15 protein-coding genes and 2 pseudogenes are annotated in these 19,250 nt (G+C 68.5%); 7 read left to right on the top strand and 10 right to left on the bottom strand.

Features of this window, described 5'->3' with window-relative positions; genetic code table 11:
- Positions 1–64: 64 nt before the first annotated feature.
- The 5 genes and pseudogenes from ACFYOY_RS19755 to ACFYOY_RS19735 all read right to left on the bottom strand — a co-directional run bounded on the left by ACFYOY_RS19755 (position 65) and on the right by ACFYOY_RS19735 (position 4,478).
- Positions 65–493, bottom strand: coding sequence for an IS5 family transposase (locus tag ACFYOY_RS19755; protein ID WP_330816549.1), 429 nt, complete (start codon positions 491–493; stop codon positions 65–67).
- A 39-nt stretch (positions 494–532) separates the two neighbouring features.
- A pseudogene (locus ACFYOY_RS19750) lies at positions 533–1,393 on the bottom strand (IS630 family transposase); the annotation flags it as partial.
- 21 nt (positions 1,394–1,414) lie between these two features.
- Positions 1,415–2,528, bottom strand: a pseudogene (locus ACFYOY_RS19745) (integrase core domain-containing protein).
- A 114-nt stretch (positions 2,529–2,642) separates the two neighbouring features.
- A protein-coding gene (locus ACFYOY_RS19740) for an IS3 family transposase (protein WP_330816548.1) occupies positions 2,643–3,823 on the bottom strand; the annotation gives its coding sequence in 2 pieces (ribosomal slippage) (positions 2,643–3,536 and positions 3,539–3,823; 1,179 coding nt in all).
- A gap of 100 nt (positions 3,824–3,923) precedes the next feature.
- Positions 3,924–4,478, bottom strand: a complete 555-nt coding sequence (locus ACFYOY_RS19735; protein ID WP_351904406.1) for an HNH endonuclease family protein — start codon at positions 4,476–4,478, stop codon at positions 3,924–3,926.
- Positions 4,479–4,932: 454 nt separating this feature from the next.
- Here ACFYOY_RS19735 and ACFYOY_RS19730 point away from each other — a divergent pair, with 454 nt between their 5' ends.
- A complete protein-coding gene (locus tag ACFYOY_RS19730; protein WP_330816546.1) occupies positions 4,933–5,307 on the top strand; it encodes a hypothetical protein in 375 nt (124 codons plus the stop codon).
- 560 nt (positions 5,308–5,867) lie between these two features.
- Here ACFYOY_RS19730 and ACFYOY_RS19725 read toward each other — a convergent pair.
- From ACFYOY_RS19725 to ACFYOY_RS19705, 5 genes are all read right to left on the bottom strand, one after another.
- Positions 5,868–7,106, bottom strand: a complete 1,239-nt coding sequence (locus ACFYOY_RS19725; protein WP_330816545.1) for a site-specific integrase — start codon at positions 7,104–7,106, stop codon at positions 5,868–5,870.
- 107 nt (positions 7,107–7,213) lie between these two features.
- Positions 7,214–7,570 carry a helix-turn-helix domain-containing protein gene (locus ACFYOY_RS19720; RefSeq protein WP_351904420.1) on the bottom strand — a complete coding sequence of 119 codons (357 nt, stop codon included), beginning with the start codon at positions 7,568–7,570 and terminating at the stop codon, positions 7,214–7,216.
- Between the two features lie 558 nt (positions 7,571–8,128).
- Positions 8,129–9,070: a TRM11 family SAM-dependent methyltransferase gene (locus ACFYOY_RS19715; protein ID WP_388588342.1), complete on the bottom strand. Its 942-nt coding sequence runs from the start codon at positions 9,068–9,070 to the stop codon at positions 8,129–8,131.
- An 18-nt stretch (positions 9,071–9,088) separates the two neighbouring features.
- Positions 9,089–9,754 carry a hypothetical protein gene (locus ACFYOY_RS19710; protein WP_351904401.1) on the bottom strand — a complete coding sequence of 222 codons (666 nt, stop codon included), beginning with the start codon at positions 9,752–9,754 and terminating at the stop codon, positions 9,089–9,091.
- Between the two features lie 444 nt (positions 9,755–10,198).
- Complete coding sequence (locus tag ACFYOY_RS19705) at positions 10,199–10,420, bottom strand: hypothetical protein (protein WP_330816542.1); 222 nt, start codon at positions 10,418–10,420, stop codon at positions 10,199–10,201.
- 195 nt (positions 10,421–10,615) lie between these two features.
- Here ACFYOY_RS19705 and ACFYOY_RS19700 point away from each other — a divergent pair, with 195 nt between their 5' ends.
- The 6 genes from ACFYOY_RS19700 (at position 10,616) to ACFYOY_RS19675 (ending at position 19,220) form a co-directional block, all read left to right on the top strand.
- Positions 10,616–11,392 (top strand): hypothetical protein, encoded by a 777-nt coding sequence (locus ACFYOY_RS19700; protein ID WP_388588339.1) that lies wholly within the window; start codon positions 10,616–10,618, stop codon positions 11,390–11,392.
- A 322-nt stretch (positions 11,393–11,714) separates the two neighbouring features.
- Positions 11,715–12,092 carry a pilin gene (locus ACFYOY_RS19695; protein ID WP_330816540.1) on the top strand — a complete coding sequence of 126 codons (378 nt, stop codon included), beginning with the start codon at positions 11,715–11,717 and terminating at the stop codon, positions 12,090–12,092.
- 380 nt (positions 12,093–12,472) lie between these two features.
- Complete coding sequence (locus ACFYOY_RS19690; protein ID WP_388588336.1) at positions 12,473–14,026, top strand: hypothetical protein; 1,554 nt, start codon at positions 12,473–12,475, stop codon at positions 14,024–14,026.
- A gap of 6 nt (positions 14,027–14,032) precedes the next feature.
- On the top strand, positions 14,033–14,980 hold the full coding sequence (locus ACFYOY_RS19685; protein WP_388588334.1) for a PrgI family protein: 948 nt from the start codon (positions 14,033–14,035) through the stop codon (positions 14,978–14,980).
- Positions 14,977–16,824, top strand: a complete 1,848-nt coding sequence (locus ACFYOY_RS19680) for a VirB4 family type IV secretion system protein (protein WP_388588331.1) — start codon at positions 14,977–14,979, stop codon at positions 16,822–16,824. The genes ACFYOY_RS19685 and ACFYOY_RS19680 overlap by 4 nt, the downstream gene beginning before the upstream one ends.
- Complete coding sequence (locus ACFYOY_RS19675; protein WP_388588329.1) at positions 16,812–19,220, top strand: type IV secretory system conjugative DNA transfer family protein; 2,409 nt, start codon at positions 16,812–16,814, stop codon at positions 19,218–19,220. Before ACFYOY_RS19680 ends, ACFYOY_RS19675 begins: the two co-directional genes overlap by 13 nt.
- Positions 19,221–19,250: the final 30 nt, after the last annotated feature.

Below are 19,250 nucleotides of genomic sequence, written 5' to 3'. Positions count from 1 at the left end.
ACCCCGGTCGACCACATCCTGCACTGGTCGACATGGCGCCGCCGACGCCAGCACCAGGCCCGTGTCAGTCACTACAAACGACGCGGACACAGCCCGCCTCGGGATCGACCGAGGGCGTGCTCGTCCGGTTCGTCCTGCCGGTGCCGCCCCCTTTTCGGCCGGTGGCGGCGGCGTGCTGGTGGGCGCGGACGATAGTGGAGTCGATCTGGACCAGCCAGTCGATGTCGCCGGCCGCGTCGGCCTGGGTCTGGATCTGCTGCAGGGCCCGAGTGAACACCCCGGCGAGGGCGTAGCGGCGGAAGCGGGTGTAGACCGTCTGCCAGAGGCCGTAGCGTTCCGGCAGGTCACGCCAGGAGATCCCGGTGCGAATCTTGTAGACCATCCCGTTGATGACCTGCCGGTCCGACACACGCGGCCGACCGGTAGCGGCGCGCGGTATCAGTGGAGCGAGTAACTCCCGCTCCTGGTCAGTGAGTTCGTGACGACGTACCACGACACCATGATCTACCCGGATGATCTTTGCAGACGGACCCTAGTGACGTGAGTCAGAGATTCGGTGGCAGTAGGCGGCGACTTTGTCGAGGATCTCGTCGGCTGTCTTCGTCCAGATGAACGGTCGTGGGTGCTCGTTCCAGTCGGTCAGCCATGCTCGAATGTCGCGTTCGAGAGCCTGGACGGAGCGGTGGACGCCGCGCCTGAGCTTCTTCTGCGTAAGTTCGGCGAACCACCGCTCGACCAGGTTCAGCCAGGATGAACTCGTGGGTGTGAAGTGCAGGTGGAAGCGCGGGTGTGCCAGCAGCCACTTCTTGACCTCGGGCGTCTTGTGGGTCGCGTAGTTGTCCAGGATCAGGTGCACGCCGAGATCCGCCGGAATCTCCTTGTCGAGCCTGGCCAGGAACTTCTTGAACTCCACCGCCCGGTGCCGGCGGTGCAGGGAGCCGATGACCTTCCCGGTCGCCACTTCCAAAGCGGCGAACAAGGTGGTGGTGCCGGCCCGGACATAGTCGTGGCTGCGGCGTTCGGGAACGCCGGGCATCATCGGCAGGACCGGCTGGGAGCGGTCCAGCGCCTGGATCTGCGACTTCTCGTCCACACACAGGACCAGGGCCTTCTCCGGCGGGTCGAGGTAGAGCCCGACCACGTCGCGGACCTTGTCGATGAACAGCGGGTCCGTGGACAGCTTGAACGTCTGCGTGCGGTGCGGGGCCAGGGCGAACGCCCGCCAGATCCGCGAGACGGCCGACTGCGACATCCCCGTGGCCGCGGCCATCGACCTGGTGGACCAGTGGGTTGCGTTCTTCGGAGTCTCTTCCAGCGTCTTGACGATCACACGCTCGACATCGGCATCAGTGATCTTCCGCGGAACACCGGGCCGCGACTCGTCGGACAAGCCTGAAGGGTGTCAATATTCCATTTAGGCTGCTGAGCTGGGCCTTTCGTGTGGATAGTGAGGCGGTTCGGGATGGCGTGGGGTGGTACTCGTTGAGCAGTCCGCCAAGTACCTGTCGGCGCCTGACCGTGGCAGCAGGCAGGGGGATGACGTTCGGGTCGTCGTCGGGTGCTCGTAGGCCGAGGCTGCGGTGGGCCCGTGCCGCGCTGTAGTGCTCGGCGTACTGGTTGAGGACTGTGCGTAGGTGTCGTTCGCCGGTGATGAGGATTCGGTCGGTGCATTCTGCGCGGGCTGTGCGTATCCATCGTTCGGCGAACGCGTTTGACCGTGGGCTCTGCGGCGGGGTCGGGATGACGGCTGTGCCGTTGCAGGCGAAGACGGCGTCGAACGCGGCGGTGAACTTGCTGTCCCGGTCGCGGATGAGGAACCGGAAGCACCCAGCCCTCTCCTCGAGGTCCATGAGCAGGTTGCGGGCGAGTTGGGTGACCCATGCGCTGGTCGGGTGGGCGGTGACGCCCAGGACACGGACGCGCCGGGTGGCGATCTCCATGACGAAGAAGACATAGAGACGTCGGAGGAAGACGGTGTCCACGTGCATGAAGTCGCAGGCGAGCAGCGTGTGGGCTTGGGTGCGGAGGAAGGTGCGCCAGGTCCGCTGGGATGCGCGCTGCGGTGCGGGCGGCAGGCCGGAGCGGCGCAGGACGCGCCGGATGGTGGCGGCGGCGACCAGATGGCCAAGCCGTCGCAGTTCGCCCTGGATCCTGACGTATCCCCAGGTCGGGTTCTCTCTCGCCAGGCGCTGGATGAGCGCGACGGTCCCTTCCGGCAACGGCGGACGGCCGGGCCTGGCTGGTGCCTGTCGCCATTTCCAGCGCACCAGACGGCGGTGCCAGGTCAGCAGGGTGCCCGGAGTGACCAGGCGATGGCGGCGCAAGGCGGGTGGCAGGTGCCGGGCGAGAGCGGAGAGCACGGCACGGTCAGCCCATGAAAGCTGCGGCCGCTCGATCTGCCGACGAAGCACGGCGACCTCATGGCGAAGTGCGAGGATCTCGGCGTTGTTCGCGGCGGCCGACCGGCCCAGCAATAGGAGGCAGCCCAGCAGGCGGCAGAAGATCAGGTAGAGAAGTCGCATGCCCACGATCAGAGATCATGCCCATACTCGGACGATCGCAAAGCCCCAGGTCAACCACGGTACGGCAATAAAGACACCCTTCAGGTACGGGACTGCTACATGATCGGGTGACAGCGGGGTTTATGCAGCTAGGGCTGCGGGTGGGGTCATGATGGTCTCGTACTCGACGGGGGTCAATCGGCCCAGGCGCTTCTGGCGCCGGCGTCGGTGGTAGGTCCGCTCGATCCAGGTGACGATCGCGATCCGCAGCTCCTGCCGGGTGGCCCAGGTACGGCGGTCGAGAACGTTGTTCTGCAGCAGGGCGAAGAAGCCCTCCATCGCGGCGTTGTCGCCGGCGGCCCCGACCCGGCCCATCGAGCCGACCAGGCCGTGCCGAGTGAGTACGGCAGCTACCTTCCGGGACCGGAATTGCGATCCTCGGTCGGAGTGCACAATGCACCCTGCAGCGGGGCCGCGTCGGGCAACGGCCGACTCCAGCGCGGCCACCGCGAGGCGGGACTTTATCCGGGCGTCGATGGAATAGCCCACGATGCGGCCGGAGTACACGTCCTTGACCGCGCACAGATACAGCTTGCCCTCGCCGGTCGCGTGCTCGGTAATGTCCGTGAGCCACAGCCGGTTCGGCCCGTCGGCAGTGAAGTTGCGGCGCACCCGGTCGTCGTGGACCGGCGGTCCGGCCTTGGCGTTCTTGCCGCGGCCCCTTCGCTTGCCGAAGACGCTCCACCAGCCGTTGTCCCGGCAGATCCGCCAGGCGGTCCGCTCGGCCATCGTCTCACCGGCCGCGCGGGCTTCGTCGAGGAGGAAGCGGTGACCGAACTCGGGATCGTCGCGGTGCGCGTCGCGGAGGGCGTTGGCCCGGTGGGCCTCGGTCAGCTCCGCGTCCGTCACCGGAGAGGCCAGCCACCGGTAGTAGGGCTGACGGGCCAGCCCGAGCACCCGGGACGTCACCGCCACCGGCACCCTGCGGGGGGCATCGGCGGCGGCCAGCTCGCGGACGAGCGGGTACATCATTTTGCCGGCAGGTTCGCCTGAGACAGATACGCCGCGGCCCTCCTGAGCACCTCGTTCTCCTGCTCCAGCAGCCGGATCCGTTTGCGGGCCTCGCGCAGCTCGGCCGACTCACCTGACACCGTTGCGGGCCTGGCGTCCTCGTCGGTGTCGGCGCGGCGCAGCCACTTCGAGAGCGTGATCGGGTGGACGCCGAAGTCGGCGGCGATCTGTTCCAGGGTGACACCGGGCTCGCGATTGCGCGCGACCCGCACGACGTCTTCGCGGAACTCCTTCGGATACGGCTTGGGCACTGCAACATCCTTCCAGGCCGCCTCTCAGCAAGCCAGGTCAGGTGTCACCCAACTCTGCTGCAGTCCCTACCCCTACGCGATGACTACGTGGCTACTGACTTCAGCGGGCAAGTGCGTAGGTGATGCTGGCGTCGTGGCAACTGTCCGCGAGATCGGTGAGCGCGGTCACTTCGCGCGGGTCCGCCGACAAGCCCCAGCGGGACTTCACCACGGTCCACTCCTCGATGTACCGGCAGCGGGCTCCTGGATTAGCGGGAAGCCACTGGCTGGGGTCCTGATCGGCCTTGGAACGGTTCTCCCGAGCACTTACCGCCGCCAGGGATCTGGCGTCGCCGAGGTCGTTGGCGTAGTCCTGGCGTTCCTGCGCCGACCAGGTGGAGGCGCCGCTGTCCCAGGCTTCTGCGAGTGGCACCATGTGGTCGATATCCAGGGCACGGGCGCCTTGCACGTCAATGTTGTCGTAGTACGAGTGCCAGATGCCGCCGCTGATGGTGCACCGGCCGCTGACCATGGGTGGCTCGATCGCCTCGGCGAGCAGGACCTCGGCGCGTGTATTACAGCCGTTCCGGTCCGTGTCCACCCAGTGCCGGAACTTGGTGCGCTCGTACCCGGCCCGGGACTCGTCCGCGACCGGCAGTTCCGCGATCGCCTGCATGAGCGTCCTCGTCACCGTGTCGCCCGGCGCCGCGGACACCGCCGAGGCTGGTGTCGCTGAGAGGCCCAGCGCTGCGCCGACAGCGACCGCAAGGGCAACCGCCCTGATCTTTCCCATGCCACTCCTTCAGTAGGGGTGGCATGGGCATACCGAAGCTGCCGCTGTTCATGCTGATACGGACGCAAGATCACCCAGATGTGCGGCTTATCATCCAGCACGTGGACATCCCGGACTGTGAGGATAGGAAAGGCACCGCTCGGGGGTCTGATCCAATCCCGATTGCCGCTCCGGCTGTCCTCAGTCTGAATCGTCGACCTTGCGAGCGGTGCTGTCGCGTGCACCCGCTCAGCGATCGTGAGACTGCCAGGCCAGTAGCGAAGGCCTCCAGTCAGCCTATGGAGTGATAAGAAGTCAACTGCCGTAATCTCCTGACAACAGTTCCGTTGAGCCGACCATGAAGAAGATGATCTGTGCAGTCGCTGCGACAGGATTCCTTTTGGGCGGCGGCGCCTGGCCCGCGCACGCCGACGCCACCGTAAAGAAAGGCAAGGTGGGATTGGTAGTTAAGGGCAAGAAGCTCTCGGTGAAGCAGGCTGGTGGCTGGATGGATGGTCACGGCACTGGTGTCAAGGCACGGCTGTACAGCGTATACAAGGGGGTACGAACTGATGTCACTCGGTGGAAGGGCGCAACCCCCACATCTGCAGGAATGACGAAGTTCTCGAACGTGAACTGGAAGTTCGAAGGGCGTAAATTCGCGAACGGCACCTGGTTGTGCATCGAGTTCAACAAGACCGACGTCGCCCCATGTGCGAAGATCCACCGTTGAGCTCTGCGCCGGGTCGGGCCTCGGGCAGGCCTTGCCCAGTTGATCACATTGGTTCTGTCCGGGCGACCTGATGTCGCAAGGTCGGCACGTGCCATTGGGTGGGGTACACCATTCCAAAGGTATGCGGCAAACAGGTTCGTAGTCTCCTCCCCCTTCTATCGGGGGAGCGTCCGGCTTGCCGCCCCGCTGTCCCCCGGTGTGTGAACACCGGGGGACGCTTCCGGTTCTATCCAGCACCGAGCGCCCGGACGTGGGTGACGACCGTGGAACCGACCAGCCCGGTGGCCTGCTAGCCGTGGAGGCCCGGTGCCGAATCTGCCGGACAGAACTCGCCATGCCCGCCAGTAGCACGGTGGAAGCCAGGTGCAGTTCGGCTCTCGGTCAGTCCGGCCGGTTCACAGCGTGTGCCGTCTGTCGGCTGCAGCGGGCGGGGAGTGTGCCGGTGTTCGTTCTGCTCGGACGTCACGACAGTGGCCCTGTGTGTGAACTGGACCCCGTAGGAGCCGGTGGTGTAGCGCGCGGGCGAGGCGGTGCTGGATGTGAGTTACGGCCGCACGTGGTCAGGACGTAATGGACTGGGGTTCTTGAGGGCCGAGGTTGCGGCGATAGCGTTCCAGCGCACGGTGCCAGCGGGTCTCGAGACCGGCGATGAGCCGGGCGTCGATGCTTGCGGTGACGTGGGAGTAGATGTCGTCGATCTTGCCTTCCATGATGTGGCCGAGTCTGCGTGCCTGGGCGACTTGAGGGACGCCGTCTTCGATCAGCCAGGTTTTGTGGGAGTGTCGCAGGCCATGGAATGTCAGTCCCTGCTGGACGGGGTCCCACGTCTCGCCGCGATAGCGCCCGCCGCATACCGCTGGGGTCCAGAGGCGACGTTGGAAGCCGGAACGGCGGAGGTGTTTGCCGCGTAGTGTGGTGAAAACGAAGGGTCTGGCGGAGGCGGCGAGGTCTGTGGCGAGGAGTTGGGTGAGGAAGGGTGGGAGGGTGATGGTACGGACGCTGGCGTGGGTCTTGGGGTGACCGAGGGTGAGGTGGCCGTTGACTTCGTGAAGAGCGCCGGCGTCGGCGGTGATGTGGATGCGGCCGTGTGTGAAGTCGAGGTTGTCGCGGTGGAGGCCGGCGAGTTCCCCCCAGCGCATGCCGGTGTAGGCGGCGGTGATCACCAGCAAGCATTGGTTTCGGGAGGCCAGGCGCAGGATCCGGTGGGCGATGGTCAGGACTTGGTGTTCGTCAGCCCAGGCACGCTCGTGCCGTGGTTCGACTCGGCCTCTTCCTCGTTTGCGGGGGCGTACCGGGTTGGTGGTCAGGAGTTGGTTGTCGACCGCGTCGGCCATGAGCATGGCGAAAAGTTTGCGGAGGCTGGTGATGGTGCTGACGGAGTAGGTGTCGCGGAGTCGGTTGAGCCAGATCTGGATGTCGGCGGGGGTGATCTGGTCGACGGGGGTGGTGCCCCAACGAGGCAGGATGTGGCGGGTGAGCAGGCTGCGGTAGAAGGCTTCGGTGTTGGCTCCGACGTCTACGGTCTGCCACCAGATCTCGGCCCATTCGGACACCCTTACCGCAGGCTCGGGGTCAGTGGTTTGGGTTCCCGGTCGGGGCCGGGTGGCCGGTGTGGTGGGTGGCGGTACCGGCTGGCTGGTCTCAGGAGGTGCGGCGATTTCAGGGATGGTGGTCAGTTGTTCGGCATGGCTGCGGGCGGCTTGTTCGGTGTCGAAGGACCCGGGGATGCTGCCCGCTCTGCCGTCGGGCTTCCAGTACCGCACGCGCCATTTGCTGCCGCGTCGTTCGACCCATGCCATGGCAGACTCCTCGTGACGTGATGAGTTCGGGCGTCCCGTCTGACGCCGGGTGTCCATGGACGCTCCGTGGGGTGGCAGAGCGGAGCCACCCAGTCGGGTGATTACCGCTAGGAAGGGGTGTGGCGGCGGGGGCCTCGCGCGCCGTCGCGGATGATCGCGTTCAGGTCATCTGTGGAGAACCTGAGATGACGTCCGATCTTGGTGTAGGGGATCTGGTCCGCTGACGCTTTCTTTCGCAGCCAGGAGGCTGGGACCTGGAGCAGCGCGGCGGCCTGTTCCGCGGTGTTGAGCAAGCGGCTCGGGCCATGCTGGGGCTGATGGGGCTCCGTCCTGGAAGTCGTGACTGACTCGTCGTCTGGTTGGTGGGACGGGGCGATAGCAGTCGATGCCGTGCAGTGTGCGGATTGAGGGGACGTGATGTGGGAGGTGCTGGCTGGCTGGTCCGTCAGCAGCGGGGGGCGCATCCTGTTGGAGCCGCCTGTGGTGTGCGGTTTCTTCATGGTGTTCCTCGGAGTGCATCTCCAGGGTGTGTGAGGGTGCCGGTACACGTGGGGCTGTGAGCTCGGGGCGTCATCTTGGTGCGTAGGCCGTCCTGCTCCGGGCTCATGTGGGCTGAGACCGCTGGAAGTGGGGTAGGTGCGCGGGTCTGGGGTTGCCGTTCCGGTTCACCGGCAGCGGCATGCCTACTGTGGTCGGGATGTCCGGGGTGAGTGCTCAGCGCAGGATGCACGGCTCTGGGAAGGGCAACGACGACCGGCTGGCCCAGTTAGCGCTCGCCTCTGCTTGTCGCCCCGGCTCTGCTCGGGCGGCCGTTGGGGTGAGTTCCCGCTGGTGGTTTGGACACAAACGGGCTCCGCACGGCCCCACTCGACGGCGCTCATATCGCCGAGGTTGGGCACGGGTGGCCGGTGCCGAGCCGGGACACGAACCCTCGCCGCCGGTCTTGGCGTGCCAGCTCCCGGGCACACACTCCGGCTCCGCAAGGCGTCAAGGCCGTGCGGTGTTGGGATGCTGTGGCCGATTCACTGTCTGGTCCCGTGACCAGTTTCGCGGTAATTGCAGCGCTCGGGCCTGAGGGACGGCTGGCGATTAGTGCACAGCGGCCGGGAGGCGGCTGAGGGCTTCTCGGGGCGGGTGAAGACGAGAACGTCCTCGTGCTGTACGAGGTGAAGGGGGATTCCTTGGCGGCGGGCGTCGCGGACGTTCTTCAGCTGGAAGAACGAAGGACGATCGATGAGCCGGCCGTCGCGGATGCCCGCGAGGAGAGCGACACAGCGCTCCGCCGGGACGAGCCCGGCGGCTTGTCCGGTGGCCAGGACTCCGGAGGGCAGGTCGATGAGTTCGCCGTGGGTGCGCCAGGGCCGGGTGGTGACGACGACGGTGCCGCCCGGGCGCAGTACCGCCCGGCATTGGGTGAGGATTTTGGAGAAGCCGTCCAGGAGTTGGTCGGTGGAGACGTGGGCGAGGTTGTGCGGGTCGCGGCCGTATCGGTAGTCCGTTTTCACCACGCCGCGCTCGCCGGTTTCGCTCGTGCAGTGGACCCGGCCATGGGCCGATCGTCCGTATGGCGGTGAGGTGACCACCAGCGCGACCTTGCCGTGAAGATCGGCATTGATGAACTGAGTGAGTTGTCGGGCATCGCCGCACACCACCCGGCCGCTGCCCTGCTCAACATGCCGGATGGTCTGGGCGACGTTGGCCCGGGCGATCCGGGTCCAACGGGACTCATACTCGACCCCGAGGGCGTGGCGGTGGAGGCGAATGGCCTCGACCAAGGTGGTGCCGATGCCGCACATCGGGTCCAGGACCAGCTCACCCGGTTTGGTGTAGGTGCGGATGGCGTGGGCGGCGATCGCAGGCAGCATCTTGGCGGGGTGCGCGTTCGAGCCGGACACGTAGCGGTCGGCGCGCTGGGCGGGGGCGGAGGTGGGTGCGGTGTTCCACACCGATTCACGGTCGGACATGGCGTCGTGCCCCTTCGGTCAGGCGCTGGTGATCGCGGACAGCACGAGCAGGTCGGAGTGGATGAGTCCGGGCGGTGCGCCCTCGGGCGGGGTGGGCGTGATGCGGTCGCCGCCGGGGTGTCCGTGGATGATGACGATGTGCTGGAGGTAGCGGAAGCCGGCGGTGCGGGCGGAGGCGATGAGGGATCCGAGCGGGTCGGCCAGGCGTCCGGCGTCGCGGCGCTGTCTGGTGGCGAGCAGCAAGATGCCGTCACGGGGCAGGAGCCGATGAGTTCGGTGGAAGAATCCGGACCAGCTGTTCTCCGATGCGCCTGGCATCTGGTCACAGGCGGGGTTCGGCTCGTCTTGGGCGGGGAGGGTGTCGGGGTGCAGTTCCGCGAGCAGTACCGGGGCCGTGCGGGCGCTGCTGTGGTCCTCGTGGGGAGCCAGGTAGGTGACGCGGGCGCGGGCGTCCATGCCTGGTTCGGTGTCGCGAATGTGGATCTTGATCAGGCGCGCGGGCGGGTGGCCGGGTCGGTGAGTGAACTCGGCGCGGATCTTGTCCAACGCCCAGCCAGGCAGTACCCCGCCGGGGGCGGCGTCCTTGCTCGGGTCATTCAGGGCCGGGGTCCAGACGGTGGTCGGCAGAGGGCGGGATGCGCCGGGGCGGCTGGTGGTGGTGCGCTGGTGGTCGGACTTCGTCATCGGCTGGTGGCGCCCGGGTACGGGGATCCGGCCGTCTGGTGCTGACGTGATCAATAGAGATTCAGGCTGCTGGCCTTTGTCACTGTCTACGCACTCAACTTCTGCCGTGCGTGCCAGCTGTTCCGAACGGATCGAACGCGACATGGCCGAACGGTTCTCTGATTCCGCAGGTGGGCGCGGGTGCGAGCCGGTCGCGAGCCATGAGCGAGCCATGGGCGGGCCCGCGTATGGAGGGTCGCTGGTGAAGTTCGAGCGCATGCCGACGACGGGCAACCACCCTTTGTGCCCATCTGTGGCCAGGACTGGTGCCACTCCCGCGCGTCAGGTGTGACGCACAACACGCGGGTCCTGTTGTGAACCCGCGTAATGGCTCCGATGTCGCGGCCTCTCTCGTCACCAAGCGCCGTCGAAAGCGCGGGCGTGCCGTCACCTCGGAAGGGGCCTCTACTCATGCACGGTCAGATGGATCAGCGCATGGCGCTGTTGTTGCTGACGGGCAGCGTCACTGTGTACGTCGCCTTTGAGCATCCTTCGTTCGGTACGGCCCTCTTGGTCGGAGTGGGCGTAGTGACGCTGCTGCACCTTCTCCTCAAAGATCGCTGATCCACGCAAGCGGCCAAGTACCTGCAGATCCCGAGCACGGACGCCGATTTCAAGATTCTTCATGTTCGATTCTTGTCGGCTCTGTACGGGCTTTGGTCCTGTTCACTGCTGCCGAGCCGGAGGTGGGCCATCGCACATGGCGGTCCATGGGGCGGTGTGTTGTCCGGTGGTGGTGCGCGGGTGGGGCGGTGGTGGCGCGATGGGGTGAAAGGGCTGGCGGCGGAAGTTGTCCGAAACTCTTCTCGCAGGAGTCGCGCCATGCATCACCGCCCCGTACACCGTCCGCACACTGCCCGGCTCTCGCCGCTGGAGGAGCTGGAGCAGTCCTTCCTCGCGCTCGCCCGTACCGCCACGCCACTGACCATGCCCGCACACCTGGCGTGTGACGACCCGTCGGAGGAGGTGTGGCCGGTCGACCGGATCCGTGTCCGGCTGGCTCACCCCAGCACCCGGCCCGAGCTGCGGGCACGCACATGGAGCGAGGTCGTGCGCCGCGCGCACGAGCTCGGTGAGCCGTGGCCGGTGGTGGCCGTGGCCATGACGGTTCCGGTGTTGCGCCGGATGCTGTCCCGCCTGGCCCGCCCAGCTCATCTGGAGCGTCAGGAAGTCGAGCAGGAAGCTCTCGCCGCGGTAGCGGTCGCCCTTGCGGGGGTGGATGCGGGTGATCCGGGGGTGGACCGGGAGCTGTTCGCGGCTGCGGACCGCGCGGTTCACCGCCTGGTCTACGCGGCTCGTCGCCGCGGGGAGCGGGAGGCGGGTGAGCCGATGGTCCATCTGGGACGGCTGCGTGCCCGCGCAACCGTCGAGGACCTGGAGGGCTTGACGGTGTCGGATGAGTACCAGGTGTTGGCTCGTGCGGTGCGGGCCCGGGTGGTGGACGTGGCCGAGGCGCAGCTGATCGCCCGCACGCGGCTGCAGGGCGAGTCGATGGGGGCGCTTGCCGGTGAGCGTGGGGTGAGTACGCGTCAGCTGTACCGGCATCGCACTGCCGCCGAACAGCGCCTGGCTTCTCACCTGCGTCATCAGGGCCGGTAGGGAGCCATGCGGGGGACGTCCGGGGCCGGGGCGTCAACGCTCCGGCCCCGGAATCTCTATCGATGGGCAGACGAGGGCTTCTTCCGATTCTCCTGGATCGGCAGGAGCCCCGGGCCTGGCAGGAGCTGTTTGTGAATCGCTCCTGCGCTGTCAGGCCGTGTTGTTGGGTGGGGTGGGCGCTCCGTCTCGTGCTGACACCCCGAGAGCCATCCGGTAGCCGCCGAAGGAGGCCGGCCCCGGGCGAAGGATCCGGCTCACCCCGCCCATGCCTGTCGTACGCGCGTTTTCTGTCTGTTCTCGTGCCTGATGGAGGTGCCCTGTCATGCTCAGCCGCTTCCGTCCGCGACCGGCCACCGCACGTCAGCTGATGCGCTGTGGGCTCCGGCTGGTGTTCACCACCCCTGTGACCGTCGTTTTGCTGTTGGCGGATCCGCCCGTGGTCTGGGCGGTGGCCACGATCCCGGAGGTCATCTCCAATCTGCGGGATGAGGTTGTCGGCCTCCTCGCCGGGCTTGCCACGCTCTTCCTCACCTTCGGCGGCCTGCGCTACCTCATGGCCGGGGGTGACCCGGGAGAGGTTGAAGCGTCCAAGCGGGCGCTGAAGGCCGCGGCGATCGGCTACGGGCTGGCGATCCTCGCCCCGGTGCTGGTGGCCTTGTTGAAGCAGATCGTGGGCGTCGACGACGGCGGCGGGCAATGACCAGCACCCGCCGCCGTCTTCTCTCTGTCCTGCTCCTGACGCCCGCTGCCCTCCTCATCGTAGCCGGGCCGTTCACCGGGTCGCCCGCGCAGGCAGTCGCGCTCTCCACGGCGGTCTTCCCGGCACGTGCCGTACCGGCCGATCCAGAACCGCATCCCCATCCCGGGCCCGCGACAAGCGCTCCCGAACCCCGAGCGGGTCCCACTCGGCCCGAGGCCACGCCCGGGCCGAGTCCGGCTCCTGGCCGTCCGTCTCATAAACCCTCACAGCGGCCGAGGCTGGAACCGGCTCCCGGGCTGACACCACCTGCCTGCAAGGTCACCAGCGGTGACTGCTCCCCGGCGGGCTGGGGCCTGGACGGTTTCCTCGACATCCCGGGGATGATCGTGAACGCGATCACTTCGTTCCTGGGGATGATCGTCGAGCAGATCATGAAGCCTCTGCGGGAGCTGCTCGCCGACACCCTCCTCGCCACGCCCGACGTCACCCGGCACGCCGACCTGAAGCGGCTATGGGCCGGGTCGATGGGCATCACAGCCGGGATCTACGTGCTGTTCGTGACCGCGGGCGGGATCACGGTGATGGGATACGAGACCGTCCAGACCCGGTATGCGCTCAAACAGATCGCCCCGCGCCTGCTGATCGGGATGATCGCCTCGGCGATGTCGCTGACCGTGATGGGCAAGGCCATCGCCCTGGGCAACGTGCTCTCCCACGCGATCGTGGGCATCGATACGGCTGACGCCGGGCAGGGGCTGGTCGAGCGAGCCCTTCCCTTCTCCTTGTTCGGCGCCCCGGGGCTCAAGATCTATCTGCTGATCGTGTCGATCGTCATGATCGTGCTGATCCTGGCTGTGCTGATCGGCTTTGTCGTACGGGTCGCGGTCATGGCTCTGCTTGCCGTCTCCGGTCCTTTGGCGCTGGCCTGCCATGCCCACCCGCTCACCGACCCGGTGGCCCGGCTGTGGTGGCGTGGTCTCGCCGGGTGCCTGGTCATTCAGGTCGCGCAGTCGATGACGTTCATCGTTGCGCTCAAGCTGTTCTTCGCCCCCGGCGCCACCGCGCTGGGGATTCCGTACTCGGACCAGCTGGGCACGATGCTGGCCGGGCTCGCCTTGTTCTGGGTGTTGTTCAAGATCCCCGGCTGGACGATGCAGGTCGTCTTCCGCGCCAGCCCGATCCACAACCCCCACGCCCCCACCGCCGTACGCCTCCTGCGGACCCTGGCCCTGTACAGGCTCATGGACCGCTACCTCCCCGGCACATCCCTGCTGCGCCGCGGCCCTGGCGGAGGTGGTCGGCCCGGTGGCGGGGGTGGACGTCCCGGCCGTGGCGGCGGAGGTCCGCCAGGGCCGGGGCCACAGCCAGGCTTGCCACTGTTCCGCAGGTGGCTCGGCACTGGCCCGGCTTCCGCGGCGAGCAGAGCGCCCGGTTCGGGACCCGGAACAGCCAATGGCTCTCCTACGCCCGGCAGCCCTTCCGGGCCTGCGGGCACGGGCCCGGCCCGAGCCGGAGCCCCGGCGGCCAGCTCGACAACGGCGCCCACGCTCCCGAGGGGACCGGCGGGCCGCCTGAGCACCGGCTCGCGAATGGCCTCACCCGGTACTTCTCAGCAGAAGGGTCCACGCACCGTGGTCCATCCCGCACAGGCACGGCGCAAGCGGCAGCTGACGTTGCCCGTGGCCGCGCAGCGCGTCTCCACCCGTCCGCCGCGCTCGGTCCAGACCTGGTTGCCGATCAGGGCCGACCGCGTCCCGCGACCACACACCACCAGCGGCTCGGCCTCGCCCTCGTCCGCGCGACCGTCGGCCGGCCAGTCCGTTCCGCGGATGGCCTCGCGGCAGATGGTGCTGCGGATTCCGGCCGTGCGGGTGCGTGTCCGGCCTGTACGCCCGGTGCAGTTGCGGCTTCCTCTTGAACCGCCCCGGAGGTGAGTGTTCATGACAGATGTGTACGACGATGGTGTTGCTACGACCCGGATTCCGGCGGATATCGCGCGCCCTGACCGGGTGCTGGGCCCGCTCACCGCGCGGCAGACCGCCATCCTGGCCGGGTGCGTACTGGTGCTGTACGGCGGGTACTGGCTCGCGCGGCCGTTCATGCCGCCGCTGGCGTATCTGGTGATGGTGGTGCCCGTGGCCGGAGCGGTCACCGCGGTCGCGGTGGGCGCCCGGGAAGGCATCGGCCTGGACCGGTTCCTCCTCGCCGCCCTCGCTCACGCCCGCATCCCCAAACGGCGAGTACACGCTCCGGAAGGCGTGCCCGCGCTGCCCGAGATCGTGAACAAGGAGATGGGCAAGGCAGCCGGGCCGATGCCAGTGCCGGTGCGGATGCCGTATCGCGGTGTCGGCCCGGTGGGCACGCTGGATCTGGCCGAGCAGGGGCAGGCAGCGCTGGGCGTCTGCTCGCCGGTCAACTTCGACCTGCACAGCGGTGCCGAGCAGCAGGGTCTGGTCGCAGGGTTCGGGCGCTGGCTCAACTCGCTGACCGGCCCGACCCAGCTCCTGCTGCGCTGTCACCGCACCGATCTCGCGCCTCTGGTGGACCAGCTCCACCACGGTGCCCCGGCTCTGCCGCACCCGGCGCTGGAGCGGGCGGCCCGCGCGCACGCCGACTACCTTGCCCATCTCGCCGGGACCAGGGACCTGCTGACCCGCCAGATCGTCCTTGTCGCACGGGAAGAGACACCGCCGCGCCGAGCCCGGCCTTCTGCCTGCAGCAGACGGGCCATCCAGCGTCTCCAGGAGGCGGTTCGCGGGCTCGCTCCCGCCCGTATCAGCGTCACCCCACTCGACCCTGAGCAGACCACGGCGCTGATCAACACCGCCTGCAACCCCGATCCCCCTACACCGCCGCTCGATACGGAAGCGCAAGGAGACGAGACGTGATCCGACGTCCCCGAAACCGGCGCCGTGCGGACCATGAGGTCGTCCGGGCCGGAGAGCTGTTGCAGCCTGTGGGTCCGGAGGCTCTTGAGGTGCATGCCCGCACCCTCGCGATCGGGGGCCACCTGGCCTCCACCCTGGTCGTGACCGGGTACCCGGCTGAAGTCGGCCCGGGCTGGCTGGCGCCCCTCCTCGCCTTCCCCGGGCACTTGGACATCGCGCTCCACATCGAACCGGTCCCCAACCTCGTGGCGGCGGCCGGTCTGAAGAAGCAGCGTGCCCGGCTGGAATCCGGACGGCGCGGCGCGTTCGACAAGGGGCACTTGGACAATCCGGAGGTCGAGGCCGCCGCCGCGGATGCGGCCGATCTCGCCTACCGGATCGCCCGCGGTGAGGGAAAGCTCTTCCACGTGGGCCTGTACATGACCGTCCACGCCGCGGACGAGGAGACCTTGGCCGAGCAGGTCGCCGCCGTCAAAGCGGTCGCGGAGTCTCTGCTGTTGACGGTCGCACCGACGACCTACCGGGCGTTGCCCGGCTGGCTGGCCACCCTGCCTTTGGGCATCGATACGCTGAAGATCCGCCGCACCTTCGACACCGCGGCGCTCGCCGCCTGCTTTCCCTTCGCCAGCCCCGACCTACCCGCCCCTGCGGGCGAGGCCGGAGCGGGGTCGCAGGTGCTGTACGGGCTGAACGCCGTCTCCGGCGCGCCGGTGTTGTGGGACCGCTTCGGATGCGACAACTACAACTCGGTCACCCTCGCCCGTTCCGGGGCCGGCAAGTCGTATCTGGCCAAGCTGGAGCTGTTGCGGCTGCTGTTCACCGGGGTGACCGCCTCCGTGGTCGACCCGGAAAACGAGTACGTACGCCTGGCCGAGACCGTCGGCGGCAACGTCGTCGCGCTCGGTGCCGACGGCGTACGCCTCAACCCCTTCGACCTCCCTTGTCACGGCGAGGCGGAGGTCGAGGACGTCCTGACGCTGCGCGTGCTGTTCCTGCACCGCTTCCTGGCTGTGCTCTTCGGCGCCGAGGTGAAGGGCGCGGAGGAAGCTGTGCTCGACCGGGCGCTCCTGGCCACCTACGCCCGGGCGGGGATCACGGCGGATGCGCGGACCTGGACGCGGACCCCGCCGGTCCTTGCCGACCTCGCGGAGGTTCTGGATGAGGATGGGAGTGAGGTGGCTGCGGGGCTGGTGGAGCGGCTGGCGCCGTATGTCACCGGTTCGCATGCCTGCGTCTTCAACGGCCCAAGCACGGCGAGCACCGCGGGCCATCTGGTGGTCTTCGCGCTGCGGCAGCTGCCGGAGGAGGTCAAGGCTCCGGCGATGCTGCTGGCGCTGGATGCGATCTGGCGCCAGGTCACCGATCAGGCCAGGGGCGGCAAGCATCTGGTGATCGTGGACGAGGCGTGGCTGCTGATGCGTGACGAGGCCGGGGCACGCTTTCTGTTCCGGATGGCCAAGGCCGCTCGCAAAAACTGGACCGGGCTGGCCGTCATCACCCAGGACGCAGATGACGTCCTCGCCTCGCCGCTGGGCAGGGCGGTGGTCGCGAACGCGGCGACCCAGATTCTGCTCCGGCAGGCCCCACAAGCGATCGACACCATCAGCGCCTCGTTCCGGCTCTCCCACGGTGAGCGGGAGTTCCTGCTGTCCGCCGGGAGAGGCGAGGCGTTGCTGCTGGCCGGGGAACGCCGCAAGGTCGCGCTGATCTCCGTGGCCGCCCCGGGGGAGCACGAGATCATTACCACCGACCCCGGAGAACTCGCCGCCCAGCACTGGACCGAGGACACCGATCCCGACGCCGCCCTCGACCACGATCTCGGCGAAGAGACGTGGAACCAGTGACCGTCACCGCGCCCGTCACCGGCCCGGTACCCCGTGGCCCGGTGGTGGACTTCCTCACCGACCCCGCTGCCTTCTGGGCCTCCACTGCCCGAACCGTTCTCGGCTGGGCCGTCCCGTACATGCCCGTGCTCGTACCGGTCGCAACGGCGGCCGTCGTATGTGTCACCACCGCCTGCGGCCGGATCCGGCGCAGTCGCCAGCGGCGCTTCGCCGACGACGCACACTGCGTCGAAATCCTCGCTCCGCCCCAGATCCCCGCCAAAGGGGGTGACGTGCTGTGGGCGCAGCTGGCGGGTTTGCTGCGGCCGTGGTGGCGGCGCCTTACCGATGGCCAGCCGCATCTGGGGTTCGAGTACGCGTGGTCGCCGACGGGGCTGGGGATCCGGCTGTGGGTGCCGGGGACGGTGCCGCTGGGGCTGGTGCGGCGGGCGGTGGAGGCGGCCTGGCCCGGAGCCCACACTCGCGTCCAGGAACCACCGGAGCTCATCCCGCCTGGCCATGTGGTGACGGCGGGGCGGTTGCGCCCGGCCCGGCCAGAGGTGCTGCCGCTGCGCACCGAGCACGCGGCCGACCCGCTCCGGGCGCTGCTGCAGGCGGCCACCGGCATGAGCGAGGGAGAGACCGCGCTCGTACAGATCCTCGTCCGCCCGGCAACCGGCGCCGCTGTGCGGCGGGCCCGCCGCTCCGCGCGGCGGTTGAAAGCCGGGTACTCCACCCCGCGGCTGCCCGCGCTCGGCGCGCTCCTGCTGCACCGGCCACAGCCCTCACTGGCCCGGCGGCAGGATGTCGAGCACGGTGCCGCGGTCCGCCAGTCCGCCGCGAAACTCACCGGCCCGCAATGGCACACGTCCATCACCTACGCCGCCACCTGCACAGGTGAGGAGGAGCGTGCGCGGGATGTGGTGCGGGGGCGTGCGCATGCGCTGGCCTCCGCGTTCGGCCTGTACGCGGAACTCAACTGGCTCGCCCGCACCCGGCTCGCCCGCCCCGAACGATGGCTGGAAGGGCGGGTCTTCCCGCAGCGTGCGGCGCTGCTGTCGGTCCCGGAACTGGCGGCCCTGGCCCATCTTCCCGTCGACGCGGACGCCCCTGGCGTGCGGCGTGCGGGGGCCCGTTCGGTCCTCCCACCCCCCACGGTCCCCGAGCCCACCCCCGGCGCCGGGGTCAAGCCGCTTGGCCGCTCCGACACCGGCGCCCGCCGCCCGGTCGGTCTCGCGGTCGCGGACGTCCGCCACCACATCCATCTGATGGGCGCCACCGGCTCCGGTAAATCCACCCTGGTCGCCCACCTCGTTCTCGACGATGTCCGCAATCATCGGGGCGCGATCGTCATCGATCCCAAGGGCGACCTCGTCACCGACCTCCTGCACCGGCTGCCCGACACCTGTGCCGACCGCCTGGTCCTCATCGACCCGGATGACTCCCACGCCCCGCCATGCCTGAACGTGCTGGACGGGGCCGACATTGACGTGGTCGTCGATAACCTCACCGGCATCTTCCGCCGCATTTTCACCGCCTTCTGGGGCCCGAGGACCGACGACGTCATGCGTGCCGCCTGCCTGACCCTGCTCAGACACCGCGTCCACACAGGTCAGCTCGTCACCCTCGCCGACGTCCCCCGGCTCCTGGGCGAGCCCGCCTACCGCCTGCGCCTGATCCCCACCATCAAAGACCCCGTCCTCCGCGGCTTCTGGGCCTGGTACGAGTCCATGTCCGAACCCTCCCGCGCCGCCGTGGTCGGCCCGGTAATGAACAAGCTGCGCGCCTTCCTGCTGCGCGACTTCGCCCGCCGCGCCATCTCCGCCGGCCCCTCCACCTTCGACCTCACCCAGGTCCTCGACGGCGGCATCCTCCTCGCCCGTCTCCCCAAAGGCGCTCTCGGTGAGGAGACCGCACGGCTGCTGGGCTCCTTCATCGTCGCCGGAACCTGGCAAGCGGCCTCAGCCCGCGCCCGCACCCCCGAACACCAGCGCATCGACGCGTCCCTGTACGTGGACGAGGCGCACAACTTCCTCACCCTGCCCTACCCGCTGGAGGACATGCTCGCCGAAGCCCGCGGCTACCGGCTGTCCATGGCACTGGCCCACCAGCACCTCGCCCAGCTCCCCCGCGACCTGCGCGAAGGCATCTCCGCCAACGCCCGCAACAAAATCTTCTTCAACACCTCCCCCGAAGACGCTTCGGCCCTGGAACGCCACACCCTCCCCACCCTCACCGCCCACGACCTCGCCCACCTCGGCCCCTACCAAGCCGCCGCCCACCTGCTCACCGCCGGCGCCGAATCCCCGGCCTTCACCCTCACCACCCGGCCCCTCCCACCCCCCGTCCCCGGCCGCGCCACCGATCTCCGCACCGCCGCAGCAGCCCGCACCCACACCCGCACCACCCGCCCCTGACCACCGCATCCGCCGCCCACGCCCCCTCTT

Source organism: Streptomyces sp. NPDC007875, from assembly GCF_042868035.1.
Lineage (GTDB): Bacteria > Actinomycetota > Actinomycetes > Streptomycetales > Streptomycetaceae > Streptomyces > Streptomyces antimycoticus.
Note: the sequence above shows the minus strand (reverse complement) of the source record. Positions and strands in the feature narration are given on the sequence as shown.

Excerpts from the sequence above, each read along its gene's own strand:
- ACFYOY_RS19685 (WP_388588334.1), top strand. The coding sequence starts at position 14,033 with ATGACAGATGTGTACGACGATGGTGTTGCTACGACCCGGATTCCGGCG.
- ACFYOY_RS19710 (WP_351904401.1), bottom strand. The coding sequence starts at position 9,754 with ATGACGAAGTCCGACCACCAGCGCACCACCACCAGCCGCCCCGGCGCA.
- ACFYOY_RS19690 (WP_388588336.1), top strand. The coding sequence starts at position 12,473 with ATGATCGTGAACGCGATCACTTCGTTCCTGGGGATGATCGTCGAGCAG.
- ACFYOY_RS19720 (WP_351904420.1), bottom strand. The coding sequence starts at position 7,570 with ATGCGCCCCCCGCTGCTGACGGACCAGCCAGCCAGCACCTCCCACATC.
- ACFYOY_RS19700 (WP_388588339.1), top strand. The coding sequence starts at position 10,616 with ATGCATCACCGCCCCGTACACCGTCCGCACACTGCCCGGCTCTCGCCG.
- ACFYOY_RS19715 (WP_388588342.1), bottom strand. The coding sequence starts at position 9,070 with ATGTCCGACCGTGAATCGGTGTGGAACACCGCACCCACCTCCGCCCCC.
- ACFYOY_RS19695 (WP_330816540.1), top strand. The coding sequence starts at position 11,715 with ATGCTCAGCCGCTTCCGTCCGCGACCGGCCACCGCACGTCAGCTGATG.
- ACFYOY_RS19730 (WP_330816546.1), top strand. The coding sequence starts at position 4,933 with ATGAAGAAGATGATCTGTGCAGTCGCTGCGACAGGATTCCTTTTGGGC.
- ACFYOY_RS19735 (WP_351904406.1), bottom strand. The coding sequence starts at position 4,478 with ATGCAGGCGATCGCGGAACTGCCGGTCGCGGACGAGTCCCGGGCCGGG.
- ACFYOY_RS19725 (WP_330816545.1), bottom strand. The coding sequence starts at position 7,106 with ATGGCATGGGTCGAACGACGCGGCAGCAAATGGCGCGTGCGGTACTGG.
- ACFYOY_RS19705 (WP_330816542.1), bottom strand. The coding sequence starts at position 10,420 with ATGAAGAATCTTGAAATCGGCGTCCGTGCTCGGGATCTGCAGGTACTT.